We start from the raw sequence: 25,536 nt of genomic DNA, 5'->3' as shown, positions 1-25,536 counted from the left end.
CTAAGTTTGAATTCCAAACTATGTTTTTTGTTTTTTCTCATAAAAATGCCCCCAGAAAGTGTCTAACTTTTTGGGGGCATTGCATCTCATCAGACCCTTTTGACTTAATTGTTTACTAATCGTACCCTCCTTCAATCAGATCGCTTATGTTATTTGGATGATTATCTACTTTAGGAAGTCTTCTTTTTAGAATCCATCTTTCATTCCTCACCCCTCTACAAATTCCAAGATGTCTCCCGGCTGGCATTCTAGTACGAGAAAAACGACCGGGTGACGCTGGATCTCTTTCAAACTCGTCTACTGGCCCCCCTAAGTACCAAAGACGCAGATCAATGGCTACTCAGCGCACTTGAAGATCTACATCCGACAACGGCTACATCCATGACATGGAAGATCGTTGGGGGACCGGGCAGGCCCGAGATCAAGAAGAACGTAAATGGACTACCTGCAAAAGCAGTCTATATTGCGCCAGCATCAATCCTTGTCTCAAGTACCGTCACAGTGCAGGTAGAAGTCACTGCCAAAGGCTGTCTTCCCGACCCCAAATACCCCGGCGGCAGGCGGCCGATAGGTAAGATGATTTTTTTGACGTCGATCCAGCTAACGGCAGACGCTTACTTCAAGGGCACCGTCGGCGGGCAGTCTTTTGAGAGCAGCAAAATGGGTGTGCAGGTGAGAGGCGTATCACTGTTGCTGGAGGGGGTCGATAGAGCAATGTTTTGCGCTTATACCAGCGCAACTTAAATCAAAGCATTTAAAATGCCATTTCAACATTTTAAACGCTTTGATTTACACGTGTTACAGCTTTTAGCTAACTATCATGGATTATACAAAGGGGAATACTGGCAATCAGATCCTTTATCTACCTTATATGAGAAAAGCAACAGGTATCTATAGTCTTCTTTTGTATCAGTAGTTTTATTTATTGAACATTCTTACTAATTTATGCCGTCTCTTATTTGTAATGGAAAATCCAAAGGAGAAGTACTATCTTCCATCTCGACAAACGGTAATAACAAATTTGTTGTGGTGTAAGCTGCTTCTTCGTACTGCGTCGTTTGCGCTGCAATATTAAAATCCAAACTGTTATTTCTAAGTAGAACCACCTCTCCCCCTATTGCAGAACATAATAGCAGCTTGGCATTCTGTGATCTTGTTAATGAGTTACAAAGTGAATTGCAGCATTTTATAGACTCAATAATTTTCCCAGTTCCCTGTTCAATATAATTTATAAGGCCATTATAATAAGGGACGATCAGTTTGGATGACGATATTAAAAAATCATTATTATAAGTTATACCCCTGGTATTACCCCAGGGTTCAGGGATATTTAAACCTTCGTCGTCTGTAAATTCGTTAACAAAATCCAGTGAAGGGAACTTATTTACCTGGTAACTAAAAGGTGGAAATCCGCCCGTTGTGACAATTTCATCGCCATTCTCAGAAAAACTACAGGCGCTTGGAGCAAATAATGTGGCAATATATTTCCGGTAAAGCTTTACCGAGTTATCTTTTATTTCGAAAAAACGGATACTTCCGGTATCTTCTGAATCTGTTGTCTGTGCTGCAATTATTTGCTCACTCGGATGAACTACTATGTTCTTTGTATAGACCTCGGATAAAGCATCGGTATTATCCAGTCTGAGTAGGGAATTGAGATCATAAAATTCAATTTTGCATGAGCCAGCGTTTGCCGCAATCAAAAGGTTTTTTGAGGCAATAACCCTAATACAGGAGTAGCCTCTTAAATGTGGGGCCAAATTGTTTTGCAACACATCTCCGCATGTTCGTGAAACAGTTTTCGTATTAATATTCCATTCAATATTCCTTGTCCCGTTTAGGGCAAACCAAACATAGTTCTTCGTAGAAAAACAGGCATCTAGTATAGTAAAATCAAATTGGTGGTAGTAAGATAGAATTAATTGATCATCTACAATGTCAATAATTGCAAATTCAGAAGAGTTATCAAATAACACAAGGGCTGTACTTCCACTTTCGTTAATTATAGATTTTGAGATTTTACGCTTTAGATCTATTTTATTTACTATCTGCATTTGCAATTATTTTTTAAGCGCTTTTAAATTTTGTAAAATAGGCCAGATTCCCGCTGGTTACTTTGCAAATTTCGGATCGAATATTCCGATGCGTTCCAATATAATATTTGATTAAATGGGGCATCAGAAAGTTGTATCAAAAAAACCAATGTAGGTAAGATCATTGAATTTCTTATCAGGCTCGTTTACTTTCAAATTGGTGTCTGTATAGAAAAAAAAGGCATTCGCTTCTGTAATTCCAGTTGCAATACATGCTTCTTTGACAATTCCGGTGAGCTAATGTCTTCCATTTCCGCCAATAATTCGCCAATTTCCAGTGGTTCTTCGCCGGCATAATAAATGGAAAGAAAATCTTCATTGAAACTGTGCTCCTTTTTTAAATCTTTACTAAACTGGCTTAGCTCTACTTCGGAAGGATTTTTTTCTTTGCCAGTCGAACCGAAAAGAAAAGCCGCTGACTGATCAAAATATATGTCAAACTCTCTTCGTTTTTTTCTCGTAAACCCAACCCATATATGGGCTTTTGATATTCTAGACATAGACCTTTTTATTTGTTTAGTTTATTCATTTTGGTATAAACTATTCATTATAAAAATAATAAACGTTATTCCAGCGTTTGGGAATCCAGTTATCCTTAACCATAACAGTATCCTCAGTTATATAAAACTTCATGGTAACCGGCCTCGAAGTATCTATTTTATGATAATCCGATGCCTGCAGATCAATGACCCTACCGGAGGAATCTGTTCCGGATATATCAAAAGAGATATGCTTGTCAGTGAGCACATCGAATAGTTCCTCCACTTTGATAAGCTCATCGCCAGAATTGGAAGCCATCGTAATTTTATTCCATAAGATATCTATTTTCTCCATGTCAGATCTGGATGAGCTGCACGACAGCAGACATGTTATAATGAAAAACAAAAAAAATATCTTTTTCCTCTGGCGCATGATATTTTTTATTATAAATATATGACTTTCAATGTATTTGTACAAATTATTAATTTTGAATTTGTGCGCCAACTGCATTTTGCTACAAAAAAATAAAAGAATGGAAAGGAGCTAAAACAGAAAAAGCCACATCCGTAGACATGGCTTCACAACTTATATATTTGTAAGGGATGGCTCTTATTTATAGGAATTGATTGATTTAGACACTTTCCAGTTATTACCTTCACGTACCAAAGTCACAAGGTCTACTTTGTTGAAATTTTCAAATTTTAGTGTCACTTTTGCTACCATATAGTCGGCTGATTCTTCTAAGATGTCTGTGCTTACTTCACAGTTCAACTTCTCTCCTTTTTGCTTTTTCAAAGATTTAACCACTGCTTCACGGCCATGAGATTGTGCATTGGAAGATTGGATCTTTTGGTTGAAATCTTCGGCAAATAATTGCTCTACGCCTGCCGACTCGCCTTCGGTAGTGACCGCAACATAATGCTCCAATGCAAAGTCTGCAGTAGAAAGATTTACGTTTGCTTTTGCTGATTTGGAACCTGGTCCGTTAGCGGCCATTGCGAATGTGGATACTGCGATTAATACTGCTGATGCGAATGTTTTTACTAGCGTTTTCATAATGTCTTTATTTTATTGTGTTAGTTTTTTTATTTGTTCTTATTTGTTGACTCAAAACTACGACACAATACGCCTCAGGCCTATGGGCTTTAGACCAACGATCAGGAAAACTCGGTGAATGGCGGGAATAAAGGGGCGAAGGACAATATGGGAATGATCTTAAAATAAAGTAAAAAAATAGGGGCTGGTAAATCTACCAGCCCCTATTTTTTATTAAAGTACTGTATAACCTACATTATAAGAATTATTGCTGGCGTTGATCTGAATGGTCTGAAATGACAGCAGTCGATCAGCCTTGCCAAAGTTGTCTATTGATGGTGCTACAAATGTAGATAGTATTAGCTTTACAAAATCGCCGTCCGGCACAGCTGTAAGAACCGCCGTATCCTCATTGAAATGGGCTTTAGTTGTTGCACCACTAAAATTTGAATTTATCGGCTTCCCGGCATCTATATTAAGTACACTACGCAATTTAAACTTATAGTATACGTCGTCAATCGCTCCAGAGCTCATCCCTTCTGATGCAGGCATAATCAAAAAATCCACAATCACTAATGTCGCACCGATCGTTATCATTCCAGAAGTTTTGGCTAATAACATAATATTAATCGTTCCATTCGAAGTCCTGTCTTCCTGTCTAGTCATCAAACTCTTAATTCGAGCAACATTTATTCGGGCGATCACATGACCTTCTGAAGAGAGGGAGGTTGAGCTCAATAACTCCTGTCTTTTTCGCTGAAATGAAACACGACTTTGGGTTGGACTTACAACCGTTCGGGACCTAGAATACATATCAGCAGTGATTGAGTTCCCTTCATAAAATTTAATCCGGGATTGTGGCTCAACGAGTGAATAGGAATTGGAGTTATTGTTACGGATACTCACATTGCCTAAATATTCAGCATCTGTCGTAAAATTACCATCAAACTTGATATCGGAAAACTCGACATCAACCTTCTGATCTTCGTGCGCTTGAAAGTTGTTGCTATCGATAGCTAAACCCATGTAATTTGTTTCTGTGCCGAATTTAAAGTACAAATGGGCTTTGTAGGTTTTAATCTCAGCATTATAATTACCTTCGAAATAATTTCCGGAGATTTTGCCGCCAGCTATCGGTCCAGAGTATAAAAAAACTCCACCACTTTCAAATAGGTTATCTACAATCCTAGCAACATTTACTGTAGGTTTTCCGTCGATATTTTTAAACCAGATTCCCGAAATACAGCCTTCGCACATGTTATCTTTAAAGGTAAAGTTAAAGCATCGATCAGCATCAACGATCCGTTCAACCTGTTCAAATATATTACCTGTAATCGTAACAGATTGTAAATACCCTTTTGGATAAGCATCTGTGTTATTGGGTCTCTTTTCTTTATAAGATTTGATAACATGCTTAATCCTAAAAAAAGAGCACTTGGTTATAAAAACATTATAGATCCGATCCCCATCTACGAACGTACCGGATAAAGGTGTCCCATCTATTACGTTTCCAATATCCGCAGCTGCATTTCTTACAACTAAATTATCGATAAAAACCTTGCCTGTGTACAAATTGTCTGTTGAACCGGGATTTAATAATGAAGATTGAGAAGTTATCCAACCATCATTGACATTATTGGTCAAATGCACCGATCCCCCTTTACCTATAATCCGATGTGAAGGATAGCGTTGTATTGTTGCATCTGGTAGCCCCAAATAGGAATCTGCAAGTAATTGGCAGCTTATTTCAACGCTTCTGTAGCCCGAATTAAAAATTTGCTGTATAAATGGGGTCGCATCGGTATCTAATCCTGCTTTTGCACCAAAGTAAAGTGGGTTAACAGCTTCTAAAAACCTATGTTCTAATTTGATTCCCCCAGTTGCAATAATACTGCCGCCATTGTCTGAACCATTCGTTGTCGAAAGAAAATATTCGATTGGAGCAGGTGTGTCGCCTGCCTGATAATAGCCTAAGAGCTGTACGCCTGAATAAGTTCCATTTGTTAATGCTGTGACTTCAGCTGCAGATAACGTCTGCATATCTGTCATTCTGTTTTTAATAAGAAATTGATTTGCCATAATGTTGTATTTTTTTATCTTACACAAACTTAGGCTTCACAAGGAGGCTAATTAAGGGGAAGAAGCAGGATGTTATCGGTAGAGCGAAATAACCGAAAAGTCTGTATATGAACTTCTCAAAACACAAAAAAGCCACATCTCACGGCATATAGGGGTAAGCATCTATTTGTACAGCTCGAACCATTTAATAAATGGGTTAAAATGAAAGTTAAGACGATGACTTTGGTAGTTATTTGGCGAACAATGCCGACCCCATCATGGGAAGAAAGTAGTCTCACTGGAATGTAAGCAATTCCTGATGGACATGGATAGTCCAGATGATTTAGCTTCGTACCAAATAAAGGAGAAAATTTAAAGAAGAAGAGAGACTAAAGTATCTAGCGCTCTACCTAAAAATATTCAGTATTGATTCTAGAATGTGTAGAAAGAAATAGTCAGGTTCTTTTCCTTTGCTTTTAAGCCTTCGTTTGATCATATACTCGATCAGTCCTAAGGTAATTACTACAAGAGAAACAATGAGAAAAGTCTTCATGACCAAATATACTAAAACACATTGAAAATCAGCAAAAATAAAGAGAGGCGCTCTGACTAAAATATTCGAGGCGCTGCGGTTACTGCTAATACGAGCTTGGCCAAAGATGGGCAGTGTATCACATTGAATCACTTGTTCGCGATTGAGGAAATGGTGAACGCCAATATCCCGAACAAGATTGATCTGAAAGCCTAACCCCATCCTGCTTATCCTGTAACACTATAAAAGGAAGTATGTCAGTTGTGTCGTTTCGGAAGAACATAGTAATTTTTATCCAATTTGACACCTCTTTAAGCCGAATTTGCTGCAAAAACATTAAAGAATGGAAAGGAGCTAAAACAGAAAAAGCCACATCCGTGGACATGGCTTCACAACTTATATATTTGTAAGGGATGGCTCTTATTTATATGAATTGATTGATTTGGAGACTTTCCATTCATTCCCCACACGCTCCAACGTAACTAAGTCAGTCTTGGTGAAGCTCTCAAATTTCAAGGTCACTTTAGCCACCATATAGTCTGCTGACTCCTCGATGATATCGGTGCTTACCGCACAGTTCAACTTCTCTCCTTTTTGCTTTTTCAAAGATTTAACTACGGCACTACGGCTGTGATTTTGTGCATTGGAAGCTTGGATCTTTTGATTGAAATCTTCGGCAAATAATTGCTCTACGCCTGCCGACTCTCCTCCGGTAGTTACCGCAACATAATGCTCAAGGGCAAAGTCTGCGGTTGAAAGGTTAACGTTTGCTTTTGCTGATTTGGAACCTGGTCCTTCAGCGGCCATAGCGAATGTGGATACTGCGATTAAGGCTGCTGCTGCAAATGTTTTTACTAGAGTTTTCATAATGTCTTTTTTTATTGTGTTAGTATTGTTGTTCTTATTTGTTGACTCAAAACTACAACACAATGCGCACCTGGCCTATGGGCTTTAGACCAACGATCAGGAAAACTCGGTGAATGGCGGGAATGGGGAGGTGAAAGTAAAAGTAATAAGGCCATAATTTCAATACAGCCTTATTGCCTTTACGCTAAACAGCTTGTTGACCACTATTTCGATCTGCTTGCAACTTAGCATTTAATACCGTTTTTAAATCATTCGCCAAAGCAATTACAGAACTGAGATCTGTAGCATTTGGCAGCATACTATTCGTAACAGAAGATGACTGAGATACTAAGCCCCTAGCGGTTGTAGCAGCATTTTGAAAAATACTTATCCAGCCTGTATTTCCACCTCCTGTTCTCTTTATCCAAACGGATGATACCCCTGTCTCATTAATTTCGTTGTACCTGGATCCCTGCCTTGCTACAACTACACCCTCTGGGCTACCAACCCCAGTATATTCGCCCAAAAATCCAAATGGTATAAAATTACGTCCATCGGGGGCATTATTGTACCAGCCATAGGTATATTTGAGCTGGGGATCTGAATGCTGTACCACAGCGTTAACATTTTTGAGGACCTCCCCCACTTGCCATGTCCCGGAAACTGTTGCCAGTCCATTAATAGTTTGAGCTTGCCATGCGTTTGAACCGATTTCCTGATTACGCCTTGCACTATTCGCTACAGAAATCTGGGTATTGATATTGTTAAAGCATCTATTGTTCATCGATTTGACATTGGTTACCGAAGGTGCATTGGCAGTAATCCCGTTAGTCTGTGTTCGATCTCCTCCAATACGGGTATCATAACAAATGTTATCAACGACATCGATATTGTCACTAGTAAACGTTCCGGTAGGGATCACACTAATGCCATCACCGACTGAGTCAACAATTGTATTACCTATAAATTGACAATTATTACCATTCAGAAGCCTGATTCCAGTATTGCCAGCATTATTGACCATATTATTTTTGACCAAGGTATTACTACCATTCACCGTAATACCTTGTAATACGGGCTTAATAATTCGGTTATCCAATATTGTATTAAATCCCAAATTAGACCCCACCTCAATACCAGTCCGTTGTGGTTCAATGATCTTATTATTTGTCACCGTACAATTTGACCCATTATTGGAGATCAGAACACCGTGTCCCTGCGGCTTTACAATGGTATTGTTGGTTGCTATACAACTTTCCCCAGCCAACCTAATACCATAGAAAATGATAAAAAAGTTGGAGGTGCCCATGACGGAATCCAAATAGAGATTTTTAATGGTATTGTTAGAGAAGATAATACGTCGTGAATAGTTGATTCCGTCAGGAAAAGTAGCACTTACTGGAACCAAATGACTTTCACATTTAAATCCACCTGCCGCTCCATCAACTGTGTTGTTGGATACAACGATATCCTGACATCCGCCAGAACAATCGACTGCCAGACCGCTGCCATACATATTTGTTGGCTCCGGCATGCATCGACCTACATTAACGAAATTATTGTTGGATACAGTCGCATTAACTACCTCATTAAATCCGACACCATGATGACCGGTCTCAGTGATATAACAGTCCGTAATACGGATATTGGTTGTCAACGGATGTGGATAGCATTCAGCGGATCTTCCATAGCTCTGGATTCCCGAACTCCATGAGCGTTTTATACAGCAATTGGTAATGCTGATATTATCCACCGCGCCGTCATAAGTAGGTTTGAAATAAATCAAAAACTCTGCACCATCTACATCCCACTCTCCGATAGGATTTCCAGCCAAAATAGGAAATCGGTTCGTTGTAGCACCTCCATCCAATTGCAGATTATGAAATGAAATATTCTTGTGATCGGTTAGTTTAAACATCCATTTCACGGTCTTGGAAATTGAAAATCGCTCATGCTTAAATTCGAGATGACTTCCATTGCCATCACCATATATCAGACATGCTGTTGGCGGAATTAAAGTATCGGTAATGAGGTAGTGACCTGTAGGAAAATAAACGGATGATACATTAGCTTTATTAGAATAAGTTAATGCTTTCTGTATTGCCTGAGTATCGTCCACAATAAAATTGCCCCTTGTGCCAAAATATTGAACATTCACCTCTCCAACAAAATCATGTTGAAGTTTTATCGTACTTAATTCGATAACACTCCCTCCGTCATCAATATCTGTCGTGAACGAAATATAATAATCGATCGGATCTGGAGTATCTCCTGCATGATAATAGCCTTGAAGCTGCACCCCTGAATAGGTTCCATCTGTTAACGCCGTAATTTCGGCTGCAGATAGTGCACGCATATCTGCCATTGTGTTTTTGATAAGAAGTTGATTTGCCATAATGTTTCTTTCTATTAATTTTTAAACAAACTTAGGCTTCATGCAAGAGCTATTTGAGTAAAAAGCATCCAATGTAAGCGGTAGAATACATCTACCGAAAAGTCTGGGGGATGGGCACGCAAAAAAGCCACATCTCACGACGTGGCCTTAAATAAACATATGATTCACTAGTGGTCAGCATCGAATTAACTGAACTCACCACTGGCTATTAAATACTATTTATAAGAATTGATCGATTTGGATACCTTCCATTCATTACCCACACGCTCCAAGCTAACGAGGTCAGTCTTGGTGAAGTTCTCAAATTTCAAGGTCACTTTAGCCACCATATAATCTGCGGACTCTTCGATGATGTCAGTATTTACTGTACAGTTTAGCTTCTCTCCTTTTTGTTTTTTCAAAGATTTAACCACCGCTTCACGGCCATGCGTTTGTGCATTGGAAGCTTGGATCTTTTGGTTGAAATCTTTGGCAAATAATTGCTCTACGCCTGCCGATTCACCTTCGGTAGTCACCGCAACATAATGCTCAAGAGCGAAGTCTGCTGTAGAAAGGTTAACGTTTGCTTTTGCTGATTTTGAACCTGGTCCTTCAGCCGCCATAGCGAAAGTGGATACTGCGATTAGGGCTGCTGCTGCGAATGTTTTTACTAGAGTTTTCATAATGTCTTTATTTTATATTGTTAGTTATTTTGTTCTTATTTGTTGACTCAAAACTACAACACAATACGCCCCTAGCCTATCGGCTTTAGACTAACACTCAGGAAAACTCGGTGAATGACGGGAATGGGGAGGTGAATTGATTATGAACTAGATCTACGGCGATATCAAATAAATGGATATTATTTTTTAGTTTTATATCAGTCAATTAACAAACTTATCACTGTTAACAGTTTTATGAAAGTACAAGTATCAGCAAGTTTTAAAAAACATGCACGTAAAACGATCTTCTCTATTTTCGTTTTTGCATTTACCTATATTTTCCTGCTTCTATTTGCAATAGGAATTACAGTTGGTTTTACCCTGTTAGGTGTATTAATTTTTACTTCCAAACCGATGTTCCTAACGGCGGTTGCCTGTCTAGGGCTGTTTGCCTCGGGTCTCACGGTTTTATTTTTTCTTGTAAAGTTTATATTTGCTTCGACAAAAGTAGATACCAGCCATCTGACCCAAATTACTGAACAGGATGAACCGGAACTATTTTCCTTAATCCATCAAATTGTCGACGAAGTTGGCACCAGTTTCCCAAAGAAGGTGTTCCTATCTCATGATGTCAATGCCTCGGTATTTTATGATTCAAGTTTTTGGAGCATGTTTCTTCCCATAAGAAAGAATCTACAGATCGGTGTGGGCTTAATAAATGCTGTAACTGAACAGGAATTAAAAGCCATTCTTGCACATGAATTCGGACATTTTTCACAGAAAAGTATGAAAGTTGGCAGCTATGTCTATCATGTCAATCAAATCATCTACAATATGCTATATAAAAATGAGTCGCTGGACCGCACATTTGAAACATGGGGAAATGTGAGTGGCTATTCTGCTATTTTTATCGGTATATCGGTTTTTATTATCCAGCAGATTCAAAACATCTTGAAATACCTCTACAAATATGTTAATCTAAATTATTTGGCATTGTCCCGGGAAATGGAATTTCATGCAGATGAAATTGCAGCACATGTAGCTGGTTCCAAAGCCTTAGCAGACTCTTTATTGCGATTGGGTTTTGCAAATCATGCGTTAAATTATGTTTTTAATTTTTATGATGGAAAGATCGCTGACAATATCCGCAGCAATAATATTTATCACGAACAACATTGTGTGATGCACCTGCTTGCAGAGAGATGTAGGTATCAGGTTCAAGAAGGCTTCCCTCAGATCGAACTGGCAACATTAAAAAGATATGATAAATCGAAATTGAATCTCGAAAATCAATGGGCCTCACATCCAACGGATGAAGAACGAGTGAAAGCCTTGTGGAAACTTGATATCATAAAGACTGATGTTTCGAATAAACCTGCTATTGCCTTGCTTGCAGATGGTGCTGCAATAGCAGATCAAATTTCTGACAAGCTATTTTCGAATATCCGATATCAGCAGGCCCCAGCAGTTTTTGAGCTCCAGACATTCAGAGATAATTTTGAAAGTCAAATCAACAGATATACCATCAATCCAAAATTTAACGATTTCTACGATTACAACAACCCTATACTACAGGGGGATCAATTACCGGCAGAAGAGCATATTGGACTAACATTTGACGAATTGTTTGCAGATGACAGAATTGACCTGTTCTATGAGCTCAACAGTCTGAAAAATGACAAATATGTTGTGGAAGCAATACACAAGGGGGAAATTAAACTAAAAACCTTCGATTATGATGGTAAAAAATACCGGGATATCGATGCCGATAAGCTATTGTTAAAAATTGATAATGACATCCAGGATATAACGCGTCAAGTAGACGGCTATAATCATCAAATACATCATTATTTTTTACAGCTTTCCATTGCACAGAACCGTAAAGAAGAGTTTGATCGGAAATATTATGATTTTGCGGCTTTCCATAAAACATTTGATGAGTCGCAGGCGATTTATGACGACATGAACGAAAATACTGCGTTTCTCGCTCAGACCTTACCATTTGGGGAAATCGAAGCAAGAGTGAGTGACCTCAAAAGGAGAGAAACGGTTTTCAAAAATAAATTAGCCAAGCTTCTATCACTGCAGGACAACATACAGCCGCCAATGGATGCAACTTTGTTGACTACACTAGATAAATATATTGCTACGGACTTGTTATACTTTAATGTAGATCAGTACAAAGAAGAAAATGTTCAAATTCTGCTGGATGCTATTGCGTCATATAAAAGTTTATTGGATGACATCTATTTTTCAAAGAAAAAAACATATTTGGATTTTATACTTCTGCTTGAAAAAGATAAACATCAACAGTAAAAATTAAAGCCACATCTCCCGATGTGGCTCTGCAACTTATATATTTGTAAGGGATGGCTCTTATTTATACGAATTGATTGATTTGGATACTTTCCAGTTGTTGCCTTCGCGCTCCAAGGTAACCAGATCAGTCTTTCTGAAGTTCTCAAATTTCATCGTTACTTTGGCCACCATATAGTCTGCTGACTCCTCGATGATATCGGTGCTGACCTCACAGTTCAACTTTTCTCCTTTTTGTTTTTTCAAAGATTTAACCACCGCCTCACGACTATAAGACTGTGCATTGGAAGACTGAATTTTTTGGCTGAAATCAGCAGCGAACAACTGTTCTACACCTGCTGATTCGCCTTCTGTCGTCACTGCAACATAATGCTCAAGGGCAAAGTCTGCGGTTGAAAGGTTAACGTTTGCTTTTGCTGATTTGGAACCAGGTCCGTTAGCGGCCATTGCGAAAGTGGATACGGCGACTAAAGCTACTGCTGCGAATGTTTTTACTAGAGTATTCATAATGTCTTTATTTTATTGTGTTAGTTTATTTATCTGTTCTTATTTGTTGACTCAAAACTACGACACAATAAGCCCCTGGCCTATGGGCTTTAGACTAACGATCAGGAAAACTCGGTGAATGGCGGAAATGGGAAGGTTAATAAACTACTTATGACTATGTTACATTTTTTAAGAGTTTGCAATACCGTAGTTATTTACGTAAATTGGTAGAAGAAGGATATAAAGGAAAAAGTTACTAATTAAGAGATCATGGAATCAATACTTAGAAAACTAATGTACTGCCTGATGCTTTTGGAGGTATCATTGATATTTTTTCGCTGTATAAATGGAGGGGCTGATTCTTTTACTCGCGCACTTTCAATTATGCTAATATCTCAAATAGCAATCGTAGTCATGACACTATCAAAACAAAAAAAGAGCAGTTCATAAAGTAAGCTTCAACAAACAAAGTAGCGAAGAGCTTACATATCATAGCTACTGAATTAAAAAGCCGATCTTAGAAGGATGATCCAAAATTTTGCTTCCTTTATCGACGTGTTTCAAAATATAATAGATAATAATAAAGTCGCCCATCGCTCCCAACAAAAATAGATAGCCAAAAAAATAGACCAAGATATTTCCCATGCTAAGACCTATAATAAGTGGTACAAATCCTAGGATAAAGGCTGGAGCAAATGCGCCAATGATATAAGCATTTCGGTCGAGGGGCACCTTAATATGGCAATATGGTGTATAGGATGGTTTCAGGATTCCAATGCTAATATTACTGAAGCTTTTCGTTGGGGACACGGCCAACCAAGAAACAGCATGAATGAGCTCATGAACAACAATTCCAACAACAACAATAATTGCCATCATAAGAAAAAGCAGGCTGATTTTCATCGGGCTATCGATATGCTGTGCTACAAACCATCCTTTTAGCTTCTCAAGTTGAAACTGATCTTTCCAGATAAAATAATATAATGTAAAAATAACGGCAGAGATCGGAACAAGCCATTGCAGAAGAATTCGGTTAGCATCTCTTTCCGCAATGACATATTCTTTTAAATTTTCCTGGGCATCTTGTTCCATACAAATTTTATAAGGAAAGTGGAGGTGACAGTCTTATTTATTTTCCAAATATATCATTTAAACCTAGCTTTACACCGTGCATAAATGCATCAAGATTATTTATCAAAGCAATCAAAAAACCGACAACAACTAGAGTATACACCATATACCTGATAGATTCAGATCTCAAATTTTCCATAATCTAATAATATTATTTGCTAAAATCAATATCCAAGTCGTTGCTCAATGTTAAACAAAATACCATACAAATTGAATACATCAATGAAAAAAAATATTTAATTTTTACAATCATATCATCTATATCTACTTGAAGTAAATAAACCAATAATACAATAGTAACAACTGTAAGTATATTTTTCCATATCTTTTTATTCTTTTCTGTCATATAATCAAAATATAAGGTAAACAATTTCTGTTGGAGCCGCAGCAATTACAGACAACATAAAAAATATTGATGTATAAATACTACCAAATTAATAATCATATGTAAAAATGTGGTATGCCAAAGACCTGTCCCCTTCTGCTTAAACTCCATGATAAGAAAGAAAAAAACAAAAACTGCACCCATCAGAAAACTTAAAATAAAATAATAGAAACTATACATATGACTCAATGCAAAAATAAGGGCAGAAATTAAAGCGAGTAATAATTTCCTTTGTTTAAAAAAAGTATATGTAGATAGGAGCTTTAAAGGAATAAATTGAAATAATAATGTTTCAAGAAATGGGCCTAAAATTATTGTATAGATGAATGTTAGCAGCATGCCTTTATCACGAATTATCTCATTTGAGCCTCGTTCTAATTTAAATAGATTCAAAAAAATTAAATTACACAGAACATCAATAGTCAGGTAAGCAAAGAGCATTATTGCATATAAATATGCGACCCGTAATCTTAATAATCGTTTTATATATGTAGACATTTAAAATTAAATATTCCTTATAAGATCAGGAGAGTTGCTTGTGTAATAATAATCATTAGTTGGCAACATAAGACTATACAAACCAGTTTTTGTTGTTCCGCTCATTGGAAGTGAAAATAACCATTGAACATAATTCCAACCGAAGTGTAATCCAACAGGATAATATATAGATTTTGTATGAAGATAAGCATATGCATAAATTATACCACCTAGAAAATGGGAAACAAATGCTGTGATCGTAAAATGAGAATTTCCTAAATGGCATGCTGCAAATAACACAGCGGAAATTATTACTGATTTTTTCTTATTTAAAAATCTACTCAGACCGGGAATCAAATAATACCTAAAGACAATCTCTTCCAAAAAGGCTGTGCAGATACATATCAGGAAAATGTTAAATTGACCAGACAAAGTAATAGTATTGGGGGCTATAATCAAGCCAAACAATAGAAAAAACACGATCAAAATAATACTTGATTGCAAAGTACCAAGTATTAAAAGTTCTATTTTCTGTCTCAATAAATCAAAATTAGGAAGAACCAAAGTAGTAAATAATTTAGAAGATTTATAAATTACGTAATTTTATAGTTTAAATAACTATAAAAATGGAACTTAGGCATGAATTGGCAAGGAGATTCAAAGAAGTGATCTTGAATGGAACTTTTATTGCGAACACTAATTATAGAGACCAGCTGGAAGGACTTGACTGGAAATTGGCGACGAAACAATTTGGCGATCTAAATTCAATTGCTATCCTCGCACAACACATTCACTACTATATAAAAGGAGTTAAAGATGCGTTTAGTGCGGGAACGCTGACCATAAGGGATAAATATAGCTTTGATTTTCCTTCTATAATTTCAAGTGATGAATGGGAAGTCTTTTTAACTAACTTTTGGAAAGATGCCACAGAATTTGCTCAAATAGTTGAACAAATACCTGAAGAAAAGCTACAAGAAATTTTTATAGATGAGAAATATGGCACTTACCTTCTAAATATAGAGTCGATGATTGAACACTGCTATTATCACTTAGGGCAGATCGTGCTCCTGAAAAAGTATTTCGTTGCAAATGCCTAAGGAGATGGCATAACTTTTCTAGATTATTTTTGTGTAATATATCACATTTATGCAATTTACAAACGATTATCTTCCTTTAATACGACTTTTCAGGCACTTGCCAAAATATTCAACACCAAGATTTATCTCTATCCTACCCTGTTCGCGGCAATCGTTCTCAGCTTCTTTACATCCCCGTCAATTGCCCAAGAAAAACAAAAGGTCAATTATAAACATTTAACCTATCTTCCTAAAAATTATAATGCAGATACGTCCAGATATCCGCTCGTTATCTACCTACACGGCGGGTCACAAAAGGGAAATGATTTAGAGAAACTAAACCGGAGATTTATGAGTGGATGTTGAAGCAGAAGAAATACTAATATTGATACACGTAGCTAGTATATTTTTAAATAATTGAATTGATCATATTGTTTTAGACAGTGTAGTTTGTTAACTTTAAAGAAGTACAAAAATCTAACAAAGGCCAAATAAATGAGATATCAAAATACTGGTATCATAGAAAATAACATTTTAATCTTTAAACTACAATAACCATGGGGATCCAAAGCTATCTACGCCTAGATAATGACACGCTTAATGCTTTTATTGAGGACAGTAGCCACCTATAAGCTATTATTAAATAAAAAGAACTTACCAAGTTAGACTAACGATTATGAAACAGCTAATATTTACGATAGTTTTCGCATCAGTATATTCGCTAAACTACGGCCAAACGACAGTTAAAGAATCGAAAGCGTCGAATGGTGTACCCATTATGTTTGTTGACAGTGTACGGATCGGTCAAGCAGACCTGCAAAAATATAAATCTGAGGATATAGCCACAGTCACTGTTTATAAAGACAGTACCAAATTTAAACATCTAGACAGCAATGCGATTGGAGCCATCTATATTGAAACAAATCAATTCAGCAGAAAACGCTTCCTTAATTACTTCAAATCTAAATCACCGGAGTTCAAGACTCTATTGGCGTCTCAGCAAAACGATGACAGCTTTCAGTATGTTCTTAATGGCGAAGTTCTGAGTAAAAACTATGAGGGTAAACTAGCCGCAATTGATGACAAAAAGTTTAAATCTATAACAATTATTCGTAAAGAGGAACTTGTGGACAAATATGGAGCTACGGACAAAACTTTTGGAATAGTGATAGTTTCGGACGTTCCTAAAGACTCTCCCAATGTAAAAAAGTAGTTTGAATGGCAACTTAAATCACCCAGGTCTTCTTCGATATAAGTCGGCTCCCTGTCTGTCCCTATCGCAAAAAAAAGCCACATCCGTAGATCTGGCTTCATAACTTGTATATTTTGTAAGGGATGGCTCTTATTTATACGAATTGATCGATTTGGATACTTTCCAGCCGCTTCCCACGCGCTCCAAGGTAACTAGGTCTGTCTTGGTGAAGTTCTCAAATTTCAAGGTCACCTTAGCCACCATATAGCCTGTTGATTCTTCTATGATGTCTGTGCTGACCTCACAGTTCAAACGCTCACCTTTTTGTTTTTTCAAATATTTTACGACTTCATCGCGGCTATTTGTCTTTGCATTTGCCGATTGAACTTTTTGGTTGAAATCTTTGGTAAATAATTGTTTTACTCCTACTGACTCTCCTTCGGTAGTCACCGCAACGTAGTGGTCCAGTGCCAAGTCTGCTGTGGAAAGGTAAAAAGGACATGCGTCCAAGCCTATACTAATACCTTTTTGTATTGATTTTTAAAAGATAGGTGAATGCAGATCAAAGAGTACATCTTCTGATCCCCAAAACATGTATCTTTTCTCGGGGAATCAATTTTCCGGCAAATATTTCCTATATCCAAACATTTATTTCAGATATATTGTAGGAAGGACTCACGAGGAACATTTTTAATCTCTTACATCTGTTTCTGACATTGGCTATTAAAGCAGGAGCTGCATACATTAAAACATGTTAAGTCTATTATTGCTCACAGAATCTATAGATTTTTTGATCAGAAAGCCTTTTTACATATAATCTTCTTTCACCATAATAGGTCTCAATCCGATTAATTACCGCGATCGCGGAGTCAATAACCGGCCTACTATAGATGGTATCATTCCGGACGAAATTGTGTGTATCGTTAAACACAAGGATATCCGGTAGACCAATATTATCTCCACAATTTTTCCAAACGGAATTTATTAAACTCTTGTTTTTGCAAGAAAAAAGGAAAAAGCTCAGGCCTAAAATGGTAAGGAGAAATTTTAGTCTCATCGTAAAATTACTTTGTATACTATGCACTATAGCAATAATACGTAATTTTTCTAAACTATTTCAATCTCCACTTTTGCAGAGAAGTTTTCTACTTTATTACCTAAAATACTATGAAATAAATGCTTTAGCTGAAAAAAGCTTGGGGATGAATTTCTTGAATCGAAATCTGGTTTAATCAATATTAAATCATATGGTTTAAAAGCAGGAGGTCTCATAAGAATTATGAGATATTTGCATTTCATGCATTTCAAAAAAAAATAAAAGTGGAAAGGAGCTAAAACAGAAAAAGCCACATCTCCCGATGTGGCTCTGCAACTTATATATTTAATTAAGATGGATGCCTATTGATAGGAATGAACCGACCTGAACACCTTCCAGCAGCCATTCTCGTACCCCAATGTCACCAGGTCAGTTAGGCTGAAGTGGTCAAATTTCAGTACAATTTTTGCAATCATATAGTCTGCTGATTTTTCGACGATCTTGATGTTCGTCTTACAGTTCAGAATTTCTCCCTTTTGTTTTTTCAAAGAGGTTATCACTGCATTACGTCCGTAGGTCATTACATTGGGCGCTTGAATCTTTTGACTAAAATCTCCGGCAAACAGCTCCTCCACACCTGCTGATTCACCCTCAGTCGTGACGGCAACATAGTGCTGTAAAGCGAAATCTGCTGTCGAAAGGTTAACGTTTGCTTTTGCTGGTTTTGAACCTGGTCCCTCAGCTGCCATAGTGAAAGCGGATACCGCGATTAGGGCTACTGCTGCGAATGTTTTTGCTAATGCTTTCATAATGTCTTTATTGTATTGTGTTAGTTGTATTGTTCTTATTTGTTGACTCAAAACTACGGCACAATCGTCCCCTGGCCTATGGGCTTTAGACTAATGGACATGAAAACTAGGTGAATAATGGAAATGGGGAGGTGAATATTTTTTATTATATTGTTATTTAATCAACGGTCAAATTATTTATGAATATACAGTCTAATTCATCCGCTAGTCAAGCGAAAAATAAAATGTATGGTGCATTGTTTGGCATTGCGGTTGGTGATGCTCTTGGCGTACCATTTGAATTCAGGTCGAAAGGAGATATGCTAAAAAATCCAGCTACTGAAATGATCGGATTTGGCAGCCATAATCAACCTATAGGTACTTGGTCGGATGATACATCGTTAACCTTGTGTCTTGCGGACTCGCTGTTGGGTGGATATGATTTGGAGGATGTCTCCAAAAAATTTATAGCTTGGAAGGAAGGTAAATTGTGGACAGCAAGAGGAGAAGTCTTTGATATTGGTATCACCACGGGTAAATCGATCAGTGAGCTTAAAAATATTATCGAATCCGGGCAAATCGGCGAGCTAAAATCGCTAAAATATCGGGCAAGGGAACAAGACAACGGCAATGGTTCATTAATGAGAATATTGCCCCTTTTATTTGAAATCAAAGGACTTAGTCCGTCGGAACAATTTGAGAAAATTTGGGAGATTTCAGCGCTAACGCATAAACATGTGCGCGCTGCAATGGCATGTTTTATCTACCTTAAATTAGCGGAACTCATTTTGCTAGGTTTGGCCAAAGAGCAGGCTTACGCTGAAATGCGGAATCAGGTTTCAAAATTCTGGGCAGACAGCAATTTCCCTGAGTCAGAAATAATCCATTTTAACAGCACGATTTTGCATGACATTCGGTCTAAATCACCTAATGAATTAAGATCAAGTGGTTATGTGATCGATAGTTTAGAATCGAGCTTATGGTTTTTTATGGAAAAAGAAAACTACAAGGATACTGTATTATCTATTGTTAACCTTGGCGAAGATACAGACACTGGAGCTGCGATTGTAGGGGGATTAGCTGGTTTGTACTATGGGTTGGAAAGTATACCCGAAGATTGGCTCCTGAACCTCGCCCGCTATGATGATATCAAATTGCTGATAGAAAAAATAGCGAGAAGATATCCGGATTAGGAATTCGACAGTAATCCCTAACAAGTATAAGCTTATTTTAACCATCTCAATTTTAAAGCATCTAAATATTTATTTTTTAAAACTATTTTAGATCTGCTATTGTTCTTACTATACAAAACGGCTACTAGCTTCCTTTCAAAAGAAAGGTTCAATATAAAAATTGGCGTCGTACAGTGAAAATCCAATAGTCTTCAAAAACATTGGATGACGAAACACAAAAGAGGAAACGATAGGAAACATAAAAATTACTGTACAAAAAACGCTAAGAGAAAGGGTCTGATGAGAATCAGGCCCTTTCGACGTAAAAAAGCCACATCGTCCGATATGGCTCTATAACATTTATATTTATTTGAGATGGCTCTTATTTATACGAATTGATCGATTTGGATACTTTCCAGCAGCTTCCCTCACGCTCCAAGGTAACCAGATCAGTCTTGGTGAAGCCTTCAAATTTTAGAGTTACCTTGGCAATCCTATAGTCAGCTGACTCTTCGAGGACCTGTGTTTTGACCTCACAGTTCAATTTCTCTCCTTTTTGCCTTTTTAAGGATTTAACCACCGCTTCACGGCTAAGATTTTGCGCATTGGAAGATTGAATTTTTTGGCTGAAATCAGCAGCGAACAACTGCTCCACACCTGCTGACTCGCCTTCGGTCGTCACTGCAACATAATGCTCAAGGGCAAAGTCTGCTGTAGAAAGGTTAAAGTTTGCTTTTGCGGATTTGGAACCAGGTCCTTCAGCTGCCATAGCGAATGTGGATACTGCGATTAAGGCTGCTGCTGCGAATGTTTTTACTAGCGTTCTCATAATGTCTTTATTTTATTGTGTTAGTTTTTTCATCTAAATAATTTGTTCTTCTTTTGTGATGAAGCTATCATGAGCATTTTCCATCTATGCTCATGATGGTTTTTGTTCTTATTTGTTGATTCAAAACTACAACACAATAGGCCTCTAGCCTACTGGCTTTAGACTAACGATCGGGAAAACTCGGTGAATGGCGGGAATGGGAAGGCGAGTAATCAGGATTTGTTAGCAAACATATGCTTCAATTAATTTTACAAGTTGAAATATTGTTGATATATTGATCGATAATGGAAGGTAATACATTAAAATTTCAACTTGTAACGAATCTCACCGAAGAAGAGAACATAGCAATTATGGACTTATGGAACCAAGAGTATCCTGCCAGTTTATCTTATGCTAGTTTAACAGATTTTGAGAGTTATATAAAAGGTCTATTAGCTCCAATACATATCTTGGTTAGAAATGATCATCACCTTGTCGGTTGGGCAGCAAAATTTGATCGTGGGGATCAACGCTGGTTTGCAATTATACTTTCCAGTATTATACAAGGAAGAGGCTTGGGATCAAACCTAATTAACAGATTGAAAAAAAATGAACAGGAGCTCAATGGCTGGGTAATCGATCATGATTTGGGAATCAAAATCAATAACGATCCTTACCGTTCACCACTTGGTTTTTACACCAAGAACGGTTTTGTTTTGGAGCCCAACCAACGTCTCGAACTTCCTAATCTATCAGCGGTAAAAGTGACATGGGCCAATAATATATGATACAAACCTAATCCTACATAATGAACATTACAATTTCAGAGACCCGAAATATCAATAGAGATGATATTTTAAAGCTGTACAAGGCAAACAAATGGAGCGATTTCCAGGGCCAAGGGATCGGTCAGCTCCTTCTGGAAAAAATGCAGCAGATCTATGGTCACTTCCACATGCAGATGCTGACAGCAGACGGTAAAGCTGTGGATTTTTATAAAAAGAATGGCTTTGAGCGGGCTGGAAAAACTGAACCTATGTGGATCTATAAAGGTAATGAACATTAAACCAAAAAAAGAGGCTGTCTCAAAATGCAGTCTCTTTGACGTAAAAGGCACTGCTCATAGCCCGATATTAATCAAGATAATCTCAAACGCCCTATCCAAAGACTATTTTTTTGAATCCCTTCAAATCCGGGTCATACCAAATTGATTGATCTGTATGCTTGGATACTGCGTTATATTAGGGGACTCCCAATGATGGCCCAAAGCGCATTGATCCAATTTGATCATTTCAGTGTATGAGACAAGGGAGACAAATGAAAACATATTAAGTTTAATAAAAACTTATGTATATTTGAGAAAAAACCATATTATTTAAGCATATGAAATACCTTTTGTCCAATCCGTCCATAAGCTTGCTTTCACTCCTATTCACCTACTTTGTGCTTCCTTTACAAGCCCAGGAGACCATTGTCACTTATATAAAAAAAAATGGGGGGCATACCTCCTTCAAAGATTCCGCCGCTTATACGAGTATCATCCGTTCAAACCCCAATACAGCGGGGCTTTATGAATTAAACGATTATTATCCCAACGGCAGTTTGAAACGCCATGGCTGGACCAAGGTAGCCGATTCGCGCACATTACACCTGGAGGGAACGGTAGAGACATATTATGAAAATGGCAACCTGGCAAGCTCTGCCGGATATAAGGACAATAAATTGAGTGACACGGTCAAAAGATACCATAACAATGGCCTCTTAAAAGAAATTCGCTTTTTCTTCAAGTCGGAGCGCAGTCCCAACGAGTTCCTGTTTCCAGAACGCGATAGCCGGTTATTGTATTATGCCGATTCTACGGGCAGAGTGCAAATAAAGGATGGGAACGGCAAATTTGAAGTCAGCAATAAGAAAGACCGTGAGCAGGGCCAATACGCCAATGGACTTCGTGAGGGCCATTGGGAAGGGACATTCAATAAGGGGGAAAACCAATTTGAGGAATGGTATGAAAAAGGGCTGATAAGTAAAGGCATTACCACTGATAGTGAGGGTAATAAATTCCCCTATACACAACGGGAAGTTCAGCCGAAATACCCCGGTGGAATAAAAAAGCTGATGATGTTTGTGGCCCAGAACTATAACTTTCCAAAAGAAGCAATAAAAGCCAGGGTATCGGGGCAGCTACTGATCAGCTTTGTGATTGAAAAAACTGGAATACCCAATGATTTTGAAGTGATAAACGACCTCGGCTACGGTACCGCCGCCAATGGTATAGAAGTGATCAAAAAAGCACAGAAATGGACCCCAGGTTATCAATATGGTTTGCCGGTACGTGTCAAGTATTCCCTTCCGATCCGCTTAAATCTATTACCTGCTCCGACAAGTTCAAAATCACAATAGCCGGGCACGAATCTGTTTCAATACAGTCTGCATTTCTTGATGACGCCGTTTGTTAGATCTGGCAAGCGTGACCGCTTGTTGCTGTTCTGCTTCGGCTTGGGCATAAAAACCTACCTGGTAAAGCAGCTGTGCCAGCGTAGCATGATATTGTGCGACTCCTGGTCGTTGGTCGATCGCTTTCTTCTGCCAGCGGATCGCATCAAATAAAGCTTCATTATTATTTTTCGCGAAGACCAGCAATTGCTGGGCGCCATAGCTCAGGTTACGGGATTGATCCTCCAGATAGTATGGGCGTCCCTTTTCAACGGATTGCTTAAACGCCGCATGTTGGGCACTGTCCAATACTGGGCCGCGCCGCGAGAATTTGGCTTGGCGATCCTGTGCGAAATCTATCCGTGACATGGAGTCTGGAGAAATACGATAAAAACGATCGTTGTAAAAAGATCTTGCCATTTCAACATAAGCTACCGTATCTCGCGTGAGCCGCTTGTACTCCAGAGGATAAAAATCTTGCGAAATTGCACCCCGCAAATAATTTGGCGTCCAGGTCTGATACGCAAAATAGCCAGCGTTGTGGGCTAAGGATAAATCCTTCTTGTTGAGCGCTTCCCGGAATGTCTGCTGGATAATTCTATTGTTTATTTTCTTACGCCGCGGCAACGGTAAGGTGGAATACAAACTATCCACCATTTTACCATTCGTGCGAGCCAAAAGATAGGTCTTGCTATTATATACCGGACCACAGCTCAGCAGAAATATAACCGTCTCAAAATTATTCAGTTCCTGTACGGTCAATTGTGCCATGTAATCACTCAGTACCTGCTGGTCAGTATATTGATCGAATGCTTGATAGTGATCGAGCATCTTTTTAAGTAGCGATTGTTGACGCATCCCCTTGTGATACTGTGCGCTGAGTTTGCCCAGTGTTTCACCCTTTGCCAGGGTGCTTGCCGAATCTATGAGTGCTTCCAGCTCGGCTGCCCCATCTACCGCTTTATTGTGGCGCAATAAAGGGATTCCGTCTTTGTCTGTAAAGAGATAAATAGGTTTATTCAGGTAAAATGTTTGATGGAGCGGATGGTTAAAATCGTCACGGTTCAGCTGCACGATACCTGCAATAAATTGTGTATCCAGCATCTCTTTTGCCTTTTTGGAAACGCTTCCTTTAAAAGGTATAAACTGATGTTCATCTTGCTGATGAATGATCAGAAATAACGATTTATTTTCCTGCTTTGCCCGTTCTAACAGGTCCGTGTAATTACTGTGTTCTAGAAACCTGCCCTGTGCTGTAACAGGATGAGTTAAAATCCAACATAAGAAAACTAATACCGCCGACTTTAAAAAGAGCTGAACCACCATTTAATTTAAATAGATTATAAATAAGTTATAATATAATAGATAAAATTAAATAAAATGCTTCATATATACGGCATAATTCTTTTTTTAGTTTATAGATGCGGTTTCTATAGTGAAGGGCCAAAAGCCATCAGGTCATGGATTTTGAACCAACACAGCAGAAAACCAGGCTTATTCATCTTTTTTATAGATAAAACATCCTGCTTCAGAGGGGTGGTCGAGAACCAAATTCCGCATGTCTTCACGCCATATGAGTTGAACAATCATAAAATCTCCGGCTGCGGAAACGGTAAAAAAAATGGCAAACAGCAGGATATTCACATTTCCGCTGTACCAGGCATAAATGGCAGGGATAAGCCCTAATATAATGGAGGGCATCAATGCGCCGACAATATATTGACGGACAAGAAGTGGCTCCTTACAGTGGCAATAGGGTGTCAGCATTTTCATCAAGATACCAAACTTGATCGATTTAAACCCCTTTTTGGTGTAACAGCCCCAGGTGATCCCATGGATCAGTTCATGCGCAATGATACCAAGGATCACCACCATTATACCTATCAGGACCGAAGTGATGGAGGTAATTTCTAGCATATCGATCACAAAAACAAATGGCCCATCCTGCTGGCCCCAAATCAGGTAAAACGGTAAAGTATATAGTAGAATAACCGGAATAAATAGAAACAGTGCAAAGACATTGGCTTTATACAGATCAATAAACCGCTCTTCTTTGCGGTAACCTGGAATTGACGCTATATCCATATGACACTTATAATAAATGGTTTATAATATAAAATAATGCTTCCTAAAAATAATACAAATTTTATTTC

25 protein-coding genes are annotated in these 25,536 nt (G+C 38.1%); 8 read left to right on the top strand and 17 right to left on the bottom strand.

What is annotated here, in order from left to right:
- Positions 1-381 precede the first annotated feature (381 nt).
- Positions 382-744, top strand: a complete 363-nt coding sequence (locus BWD42_RS21770; RefSeq protein WP_139351244.1) for a hypothetical protein — start codon at positions 382-384, stop codon at positions 742-744.
- 194 nt (positions 745-938) lie between these two features.
- Here the strand turns inward: BWD42_RS21770 and BWD42_RS21765 are convergent, their stop codons facing one another.
- The 8 genes from BWD42_RS21765 to BWD42_RS21725 form a co-directional block, all read right to left on the bottom strand.
- Positions 939-2,054, bottom strand: a complete 1,116-nt coding sequence (locus tag BWD42_RS21765; protein ID WP_077438515.1) for a WD40 repeat domain-containing protein — start codon at positions 2,052-2,054, stop codon at positions 939-941.
- A 191-nt stretch (positions 2,055-2,245) separates the two neighbouring features.
- Entirely contained in the window at positions 2,246-2,593 is a 348-nt protein-coding gene (locus BWD42_RS21760) for an immunity 22 family protein (protein WP_077438514.1), read from the bottom strand.
- Between the two features lie 40 nt (positions 2,594-2,633).
- Complete coding sequence (locus BWD42_RS21755) at positions 2,634-2,927, bottom strand: hypothetical protein (RefSeq protein WP_139351243.1); 294 nt, start codon at positions 2,925-2,927, stop codon at positions 2,634-2,636.
- Between the two features lie 255 nt (positions 2,928-3,182).
- On the bottom strand, positions 3,183-3,629 hold the full coding sequence (locus tag BWD42_RS21750) for a nuclear transport factor 2 family protein (RefSeq protein ID WP_077438512.1): 447 nt from the start codon (positions 3,627-3,629) through the stop codon (positions 3,183-3,185).
- A 213-nt stretch (positions 3,630-3,842) separates the two neighbouring features.
- Entirely contained in the window at positions 3,843-5,687 is a 1,845-nt protein-coding gene (locus tag BWD42_RS21745; protein ID WP_077438511.1) for a hypothetical protein, read from the bottom strand.
- A gap of 931 nt (positions 5,688-6,618) precedes the next feature.
- Complete coding sequence (locus BWD42_RS21735) at positions 6,619-7,065, bottom strand: hypothetical protein (protein ID WP_139351242.1); 447 nt, start codon at positions 7,063-7,065, stop codon at positions 6,619-6,621.
- 184 nt (positions 7,066-7,249) lie between these two features.
- The gene (locus BWD42_RS21730) at positions 7,250-9,439 is read right to left on the bottom strand and encodes a right-handed parallel beta-helix repeat-containing protein (protein WP_077438508.1); all 2,190 of its coding nucleotides are present in this window, start codon (positions 9,437-9,439) and stop codon (positions 7,250-7,252) included.
- A gap of 215 nt (positions 9,440-9,654) precedes the next feature.
- Positions 9,655-10,101: a nuclear transport factor 2 family protein gene (locus tag BWD42_RS21725; protein ID WP_077438507.1), complete on the bottom strand. Its 447-nt coding sequence runs from the start codon at positions 10,099-10,101 to the stop codon at positions 9,655-9,657.
- Positions 10,102-10,335: 234 nt separating this feature from the next.
- Between BWD42_RS21725 and BWD42_RS21720 the strand changes: the two genes are divergently transcribed.
- Positions 10,336-12,396 (top strand): M48 family metallopeptidase, encoded by a 2,061-nt coding sequence (locus tag BWD42_RS21720; protein WP_077438506.1) that lies wholly within the window; start codon positions 10,336-10,338, stop codon positions 12,394-12,396.
- A 60-nt stretch (positions 12,397-12,456) separates the two neighbouring features.
- Here the strand turns inward: BWD42_RS21720 and BWD42_RS21715 are convergent, their stop codons facing one another.
- The 4 genes from BWD42_RS21715 to BWD42_RS25275 form a co-directional block, all read right to left on the bottom strand.
- Positions 12,457-12,903: a nuclear transport factor 2 family protein gene (locus BWD42_RS21715; protein ID WP_077438505.1), complete on the bottom strand. Its 447-nt coding sequence runs from the start codon at positions 12,901-12,903 to the stop codon at positions 12,457-12,459.
- Between the two features lie 474 nt (positions 12,904-13,377).
- Positions 13,378-13,974 (bottom strand): DUF3267 domain-containing protein, encoded by a 597-nt coding sequence (locus BWD42_RS21710; protein ID WP_077438504.1) that lies wholly within the window; start codon positions 13,972-13,974, stop codon positions 13,378-13,380.
- A 430-nt stretch (positions 13,975-14,404) separates the two neighbouring features.
- Positions 14,405-14,737 (bottom strand): type II CAAX prenyl endopeptidase Rce1 family protein, encoded by a 333-nt coding sequence (locus BWD42_RS25280; protein ID WP_410528296.1) that lies wholly within the window; start codon positions 14,735-14,737, stop codon positions 14,405-14,407.
- A 165-nt stretch (positions 14,738-14,902) separates the two neighbouring features.
- The gene (locus tag BWD42_RS25275; protein ID WP_410528295.1) at positions 14,903-15,355 is read right to left on the bottom strand and encodes a CPBP family intramembrane glutamic endopeptidase; all 453 of its coding nucleotides are present in this window, start codon (positions 15,353-15,355) and stop codon (positions 14,903-14,905) included.
- A 146-nt stretch (positions 15,356-15,501) separates the two neighbouring features.
- Between BWD42_RS25275 and BWD42_RS21690 the strand changes: the two genes are divergently transcribed.
- Together BWD42_RS21690 and BWD42_RS21685 are read left to right on the top strand one after the other, a co-directional pair.
- Positions 15,502-15,975, top strand: coding sequence for a DUF1572 family protein (locus BWD42_RS21690; protein ID WP_077438500.1), 474 nt, complete (start codon positions 15,502-15,504; stop codon positions 15,973-15,975).
- 655 nt (positions 15,976-16,630) lie between these two features.
- Complete coding sequence (locus BWD42_RS21685) at positions 16,631-17,167, top strand: hypothetical protein (protein ID WP_077438499.1); 537 nt, start codon at positions 16,631-16,633, stop codon at positions 17,165-17,167.
- A 129-nt stretch (positions 17,168-17,296) separates the two neighbouring features.
- Here BWD42_RS21685 and BWD42_RS21680 read toward each other — a convergent pair whose 3' ends face one another.
- Positions 17,297-17,656 (bottom strand): nuclear transport factor 2 family protein, encoded by a 360-nt coding sequence (locus BWD42_RS21680; protein ID WP_077438498.1) that lies wholly within the window; start codon positions 17,654-17,656, stop codon positions 17,297-17,299.
- Positions 17,657-18,544: 888 nt separating this feature from the next.
- Positions 18,545-18,991 (bottom strand): nuclear transport factor 2 family protein, encoded by a 447-nt coding sequence (locus BWD42_RS21665; protein ID WP_077438495.1) that lies wholly within the window; start codon positions 18,989-18,991, stop codon positions 18,545-18,547.
- Between the two features lie 179 nt (positions 18,992-19,170).
- On the opposite strand from BWD42_RS21665, the gene BWD42_RS21660 reads away from it, so the two are divergent.
- Positions 19,171-20,163: an ADP-ribosylglycohydrolase family protein gene (locus tag BWD42_RS21660; protein ID WP_077438494.1), complete on the top strand. Its 993-nt coding sequence runs from the start codon at positions 19,171-19,173 to the stop codon at positions 20,161-20,163.
- Positions 20,164-20,524: 361 nt separating this feature from the next.
- Here the strand turns inward: BWD42_RS21660 and BWD42_RS21655 are convergent, their stop codons facing one another.
- Positions 20,525-20,971 (bottom strand): nuclear transport factor 2 family protein, encoded by a 447-nt coding sequence (locus tag BWD42_RS21655; RefSeq protein WP_077438493.1) that lies wholly within the window; start codon positions 20,969-20,971, stop codon positions 20,525-20,527.
- A gap of 284 nt (positions 20,972-21,255) precedes the next feature.
- On the opposite strand from BWD42_RS21655, the gene BWD42_RS21650 reads away from it, so the two are divergent.
- The 3 genes from BWD42_RS21650 to BWD42_RS21640 all read left to right on the top strand — a co-directional run bounded on the left by BWD42_RS21650 (position 21,256) and on the right by BWD42_RS21640 (position 23,350).
- Positions 21,256-21,738: a GNAT family N-acetyltransferase gene (locus BWD42_RS21650; protein WP_077438492.1), complete on the top strand. Its 483-nt coding sequence runs from the start codon at positions 21,256-21,258 to the stop codon at positions 21,736-21,738.
- 20 nt (positions 21,739-21,758) lie between these two features.
- Entirely contained in the window at positions 21,759-22,016 is a 258-nt protein-coding gene (locus BWD42_RS21645; RefSeq protein ID WP_077438491.1) for a GNAT family N-acetyltransferase, read from the top strand.
- Positions 22,017-22,333: 317 nt separating this feature from the next.
- Positions 22,334-23,350, top strand: a complete 1,017-nt coding sequence (locus tag BWD42_RS21640; protein ID WP_077438490.1) for an energy transducer TonB — start codon at positions 22,334-22,336, stop codon at positions 23,348-23,350.
- On the opposite strand, the gene BWD42_RS21635 is transcribed toward BWD42_RS21640, so the two are convergent.
- On the bottom strand, positions 23,342-24,709 hold the full coding sequence (locus tag BWD42_RS21635; RefSeq protein WP_077438489.1) for a hypothetical protein: 1,368 nt from the start codon (positions 24,707-24,709) through the stop codon (positions 23,342-23,344). The two genes, BWD42_RS21640 and BWD42_RS21635, sit on opposite strands and share 9 nt — an antisense overlap.
- Before the next feature lie 168 nt (positions 24,710-24,877).
- Positions 24,878-25,468 (bottom strand): DUF3267 domain-containing protein, encoded by a 591-nt coding sequence (locus BWD42_RS21630; protein ID WP_077438488.1) that lies wholly within the window; start codon positions 25,466-25,468, stop codon positions 24,878-24,880.
- Between the last annotated feature and the right edge of the window lie 68 nt (positions 25,469-25,536).

This window comes from Sphingobacterium sp. CZ-UAM, assembly GCF_002000245.1.
GTDB lineage: Bacteria > Bacteroidota > Bacteroidia > Sphingobacteriales > Sphingobacteriaceae > Sphingobacterium.
Note: the sequence above shows the minus strand (reverse complement) of the source record. Positions and strands in the feature narration are given on the sequence as shown.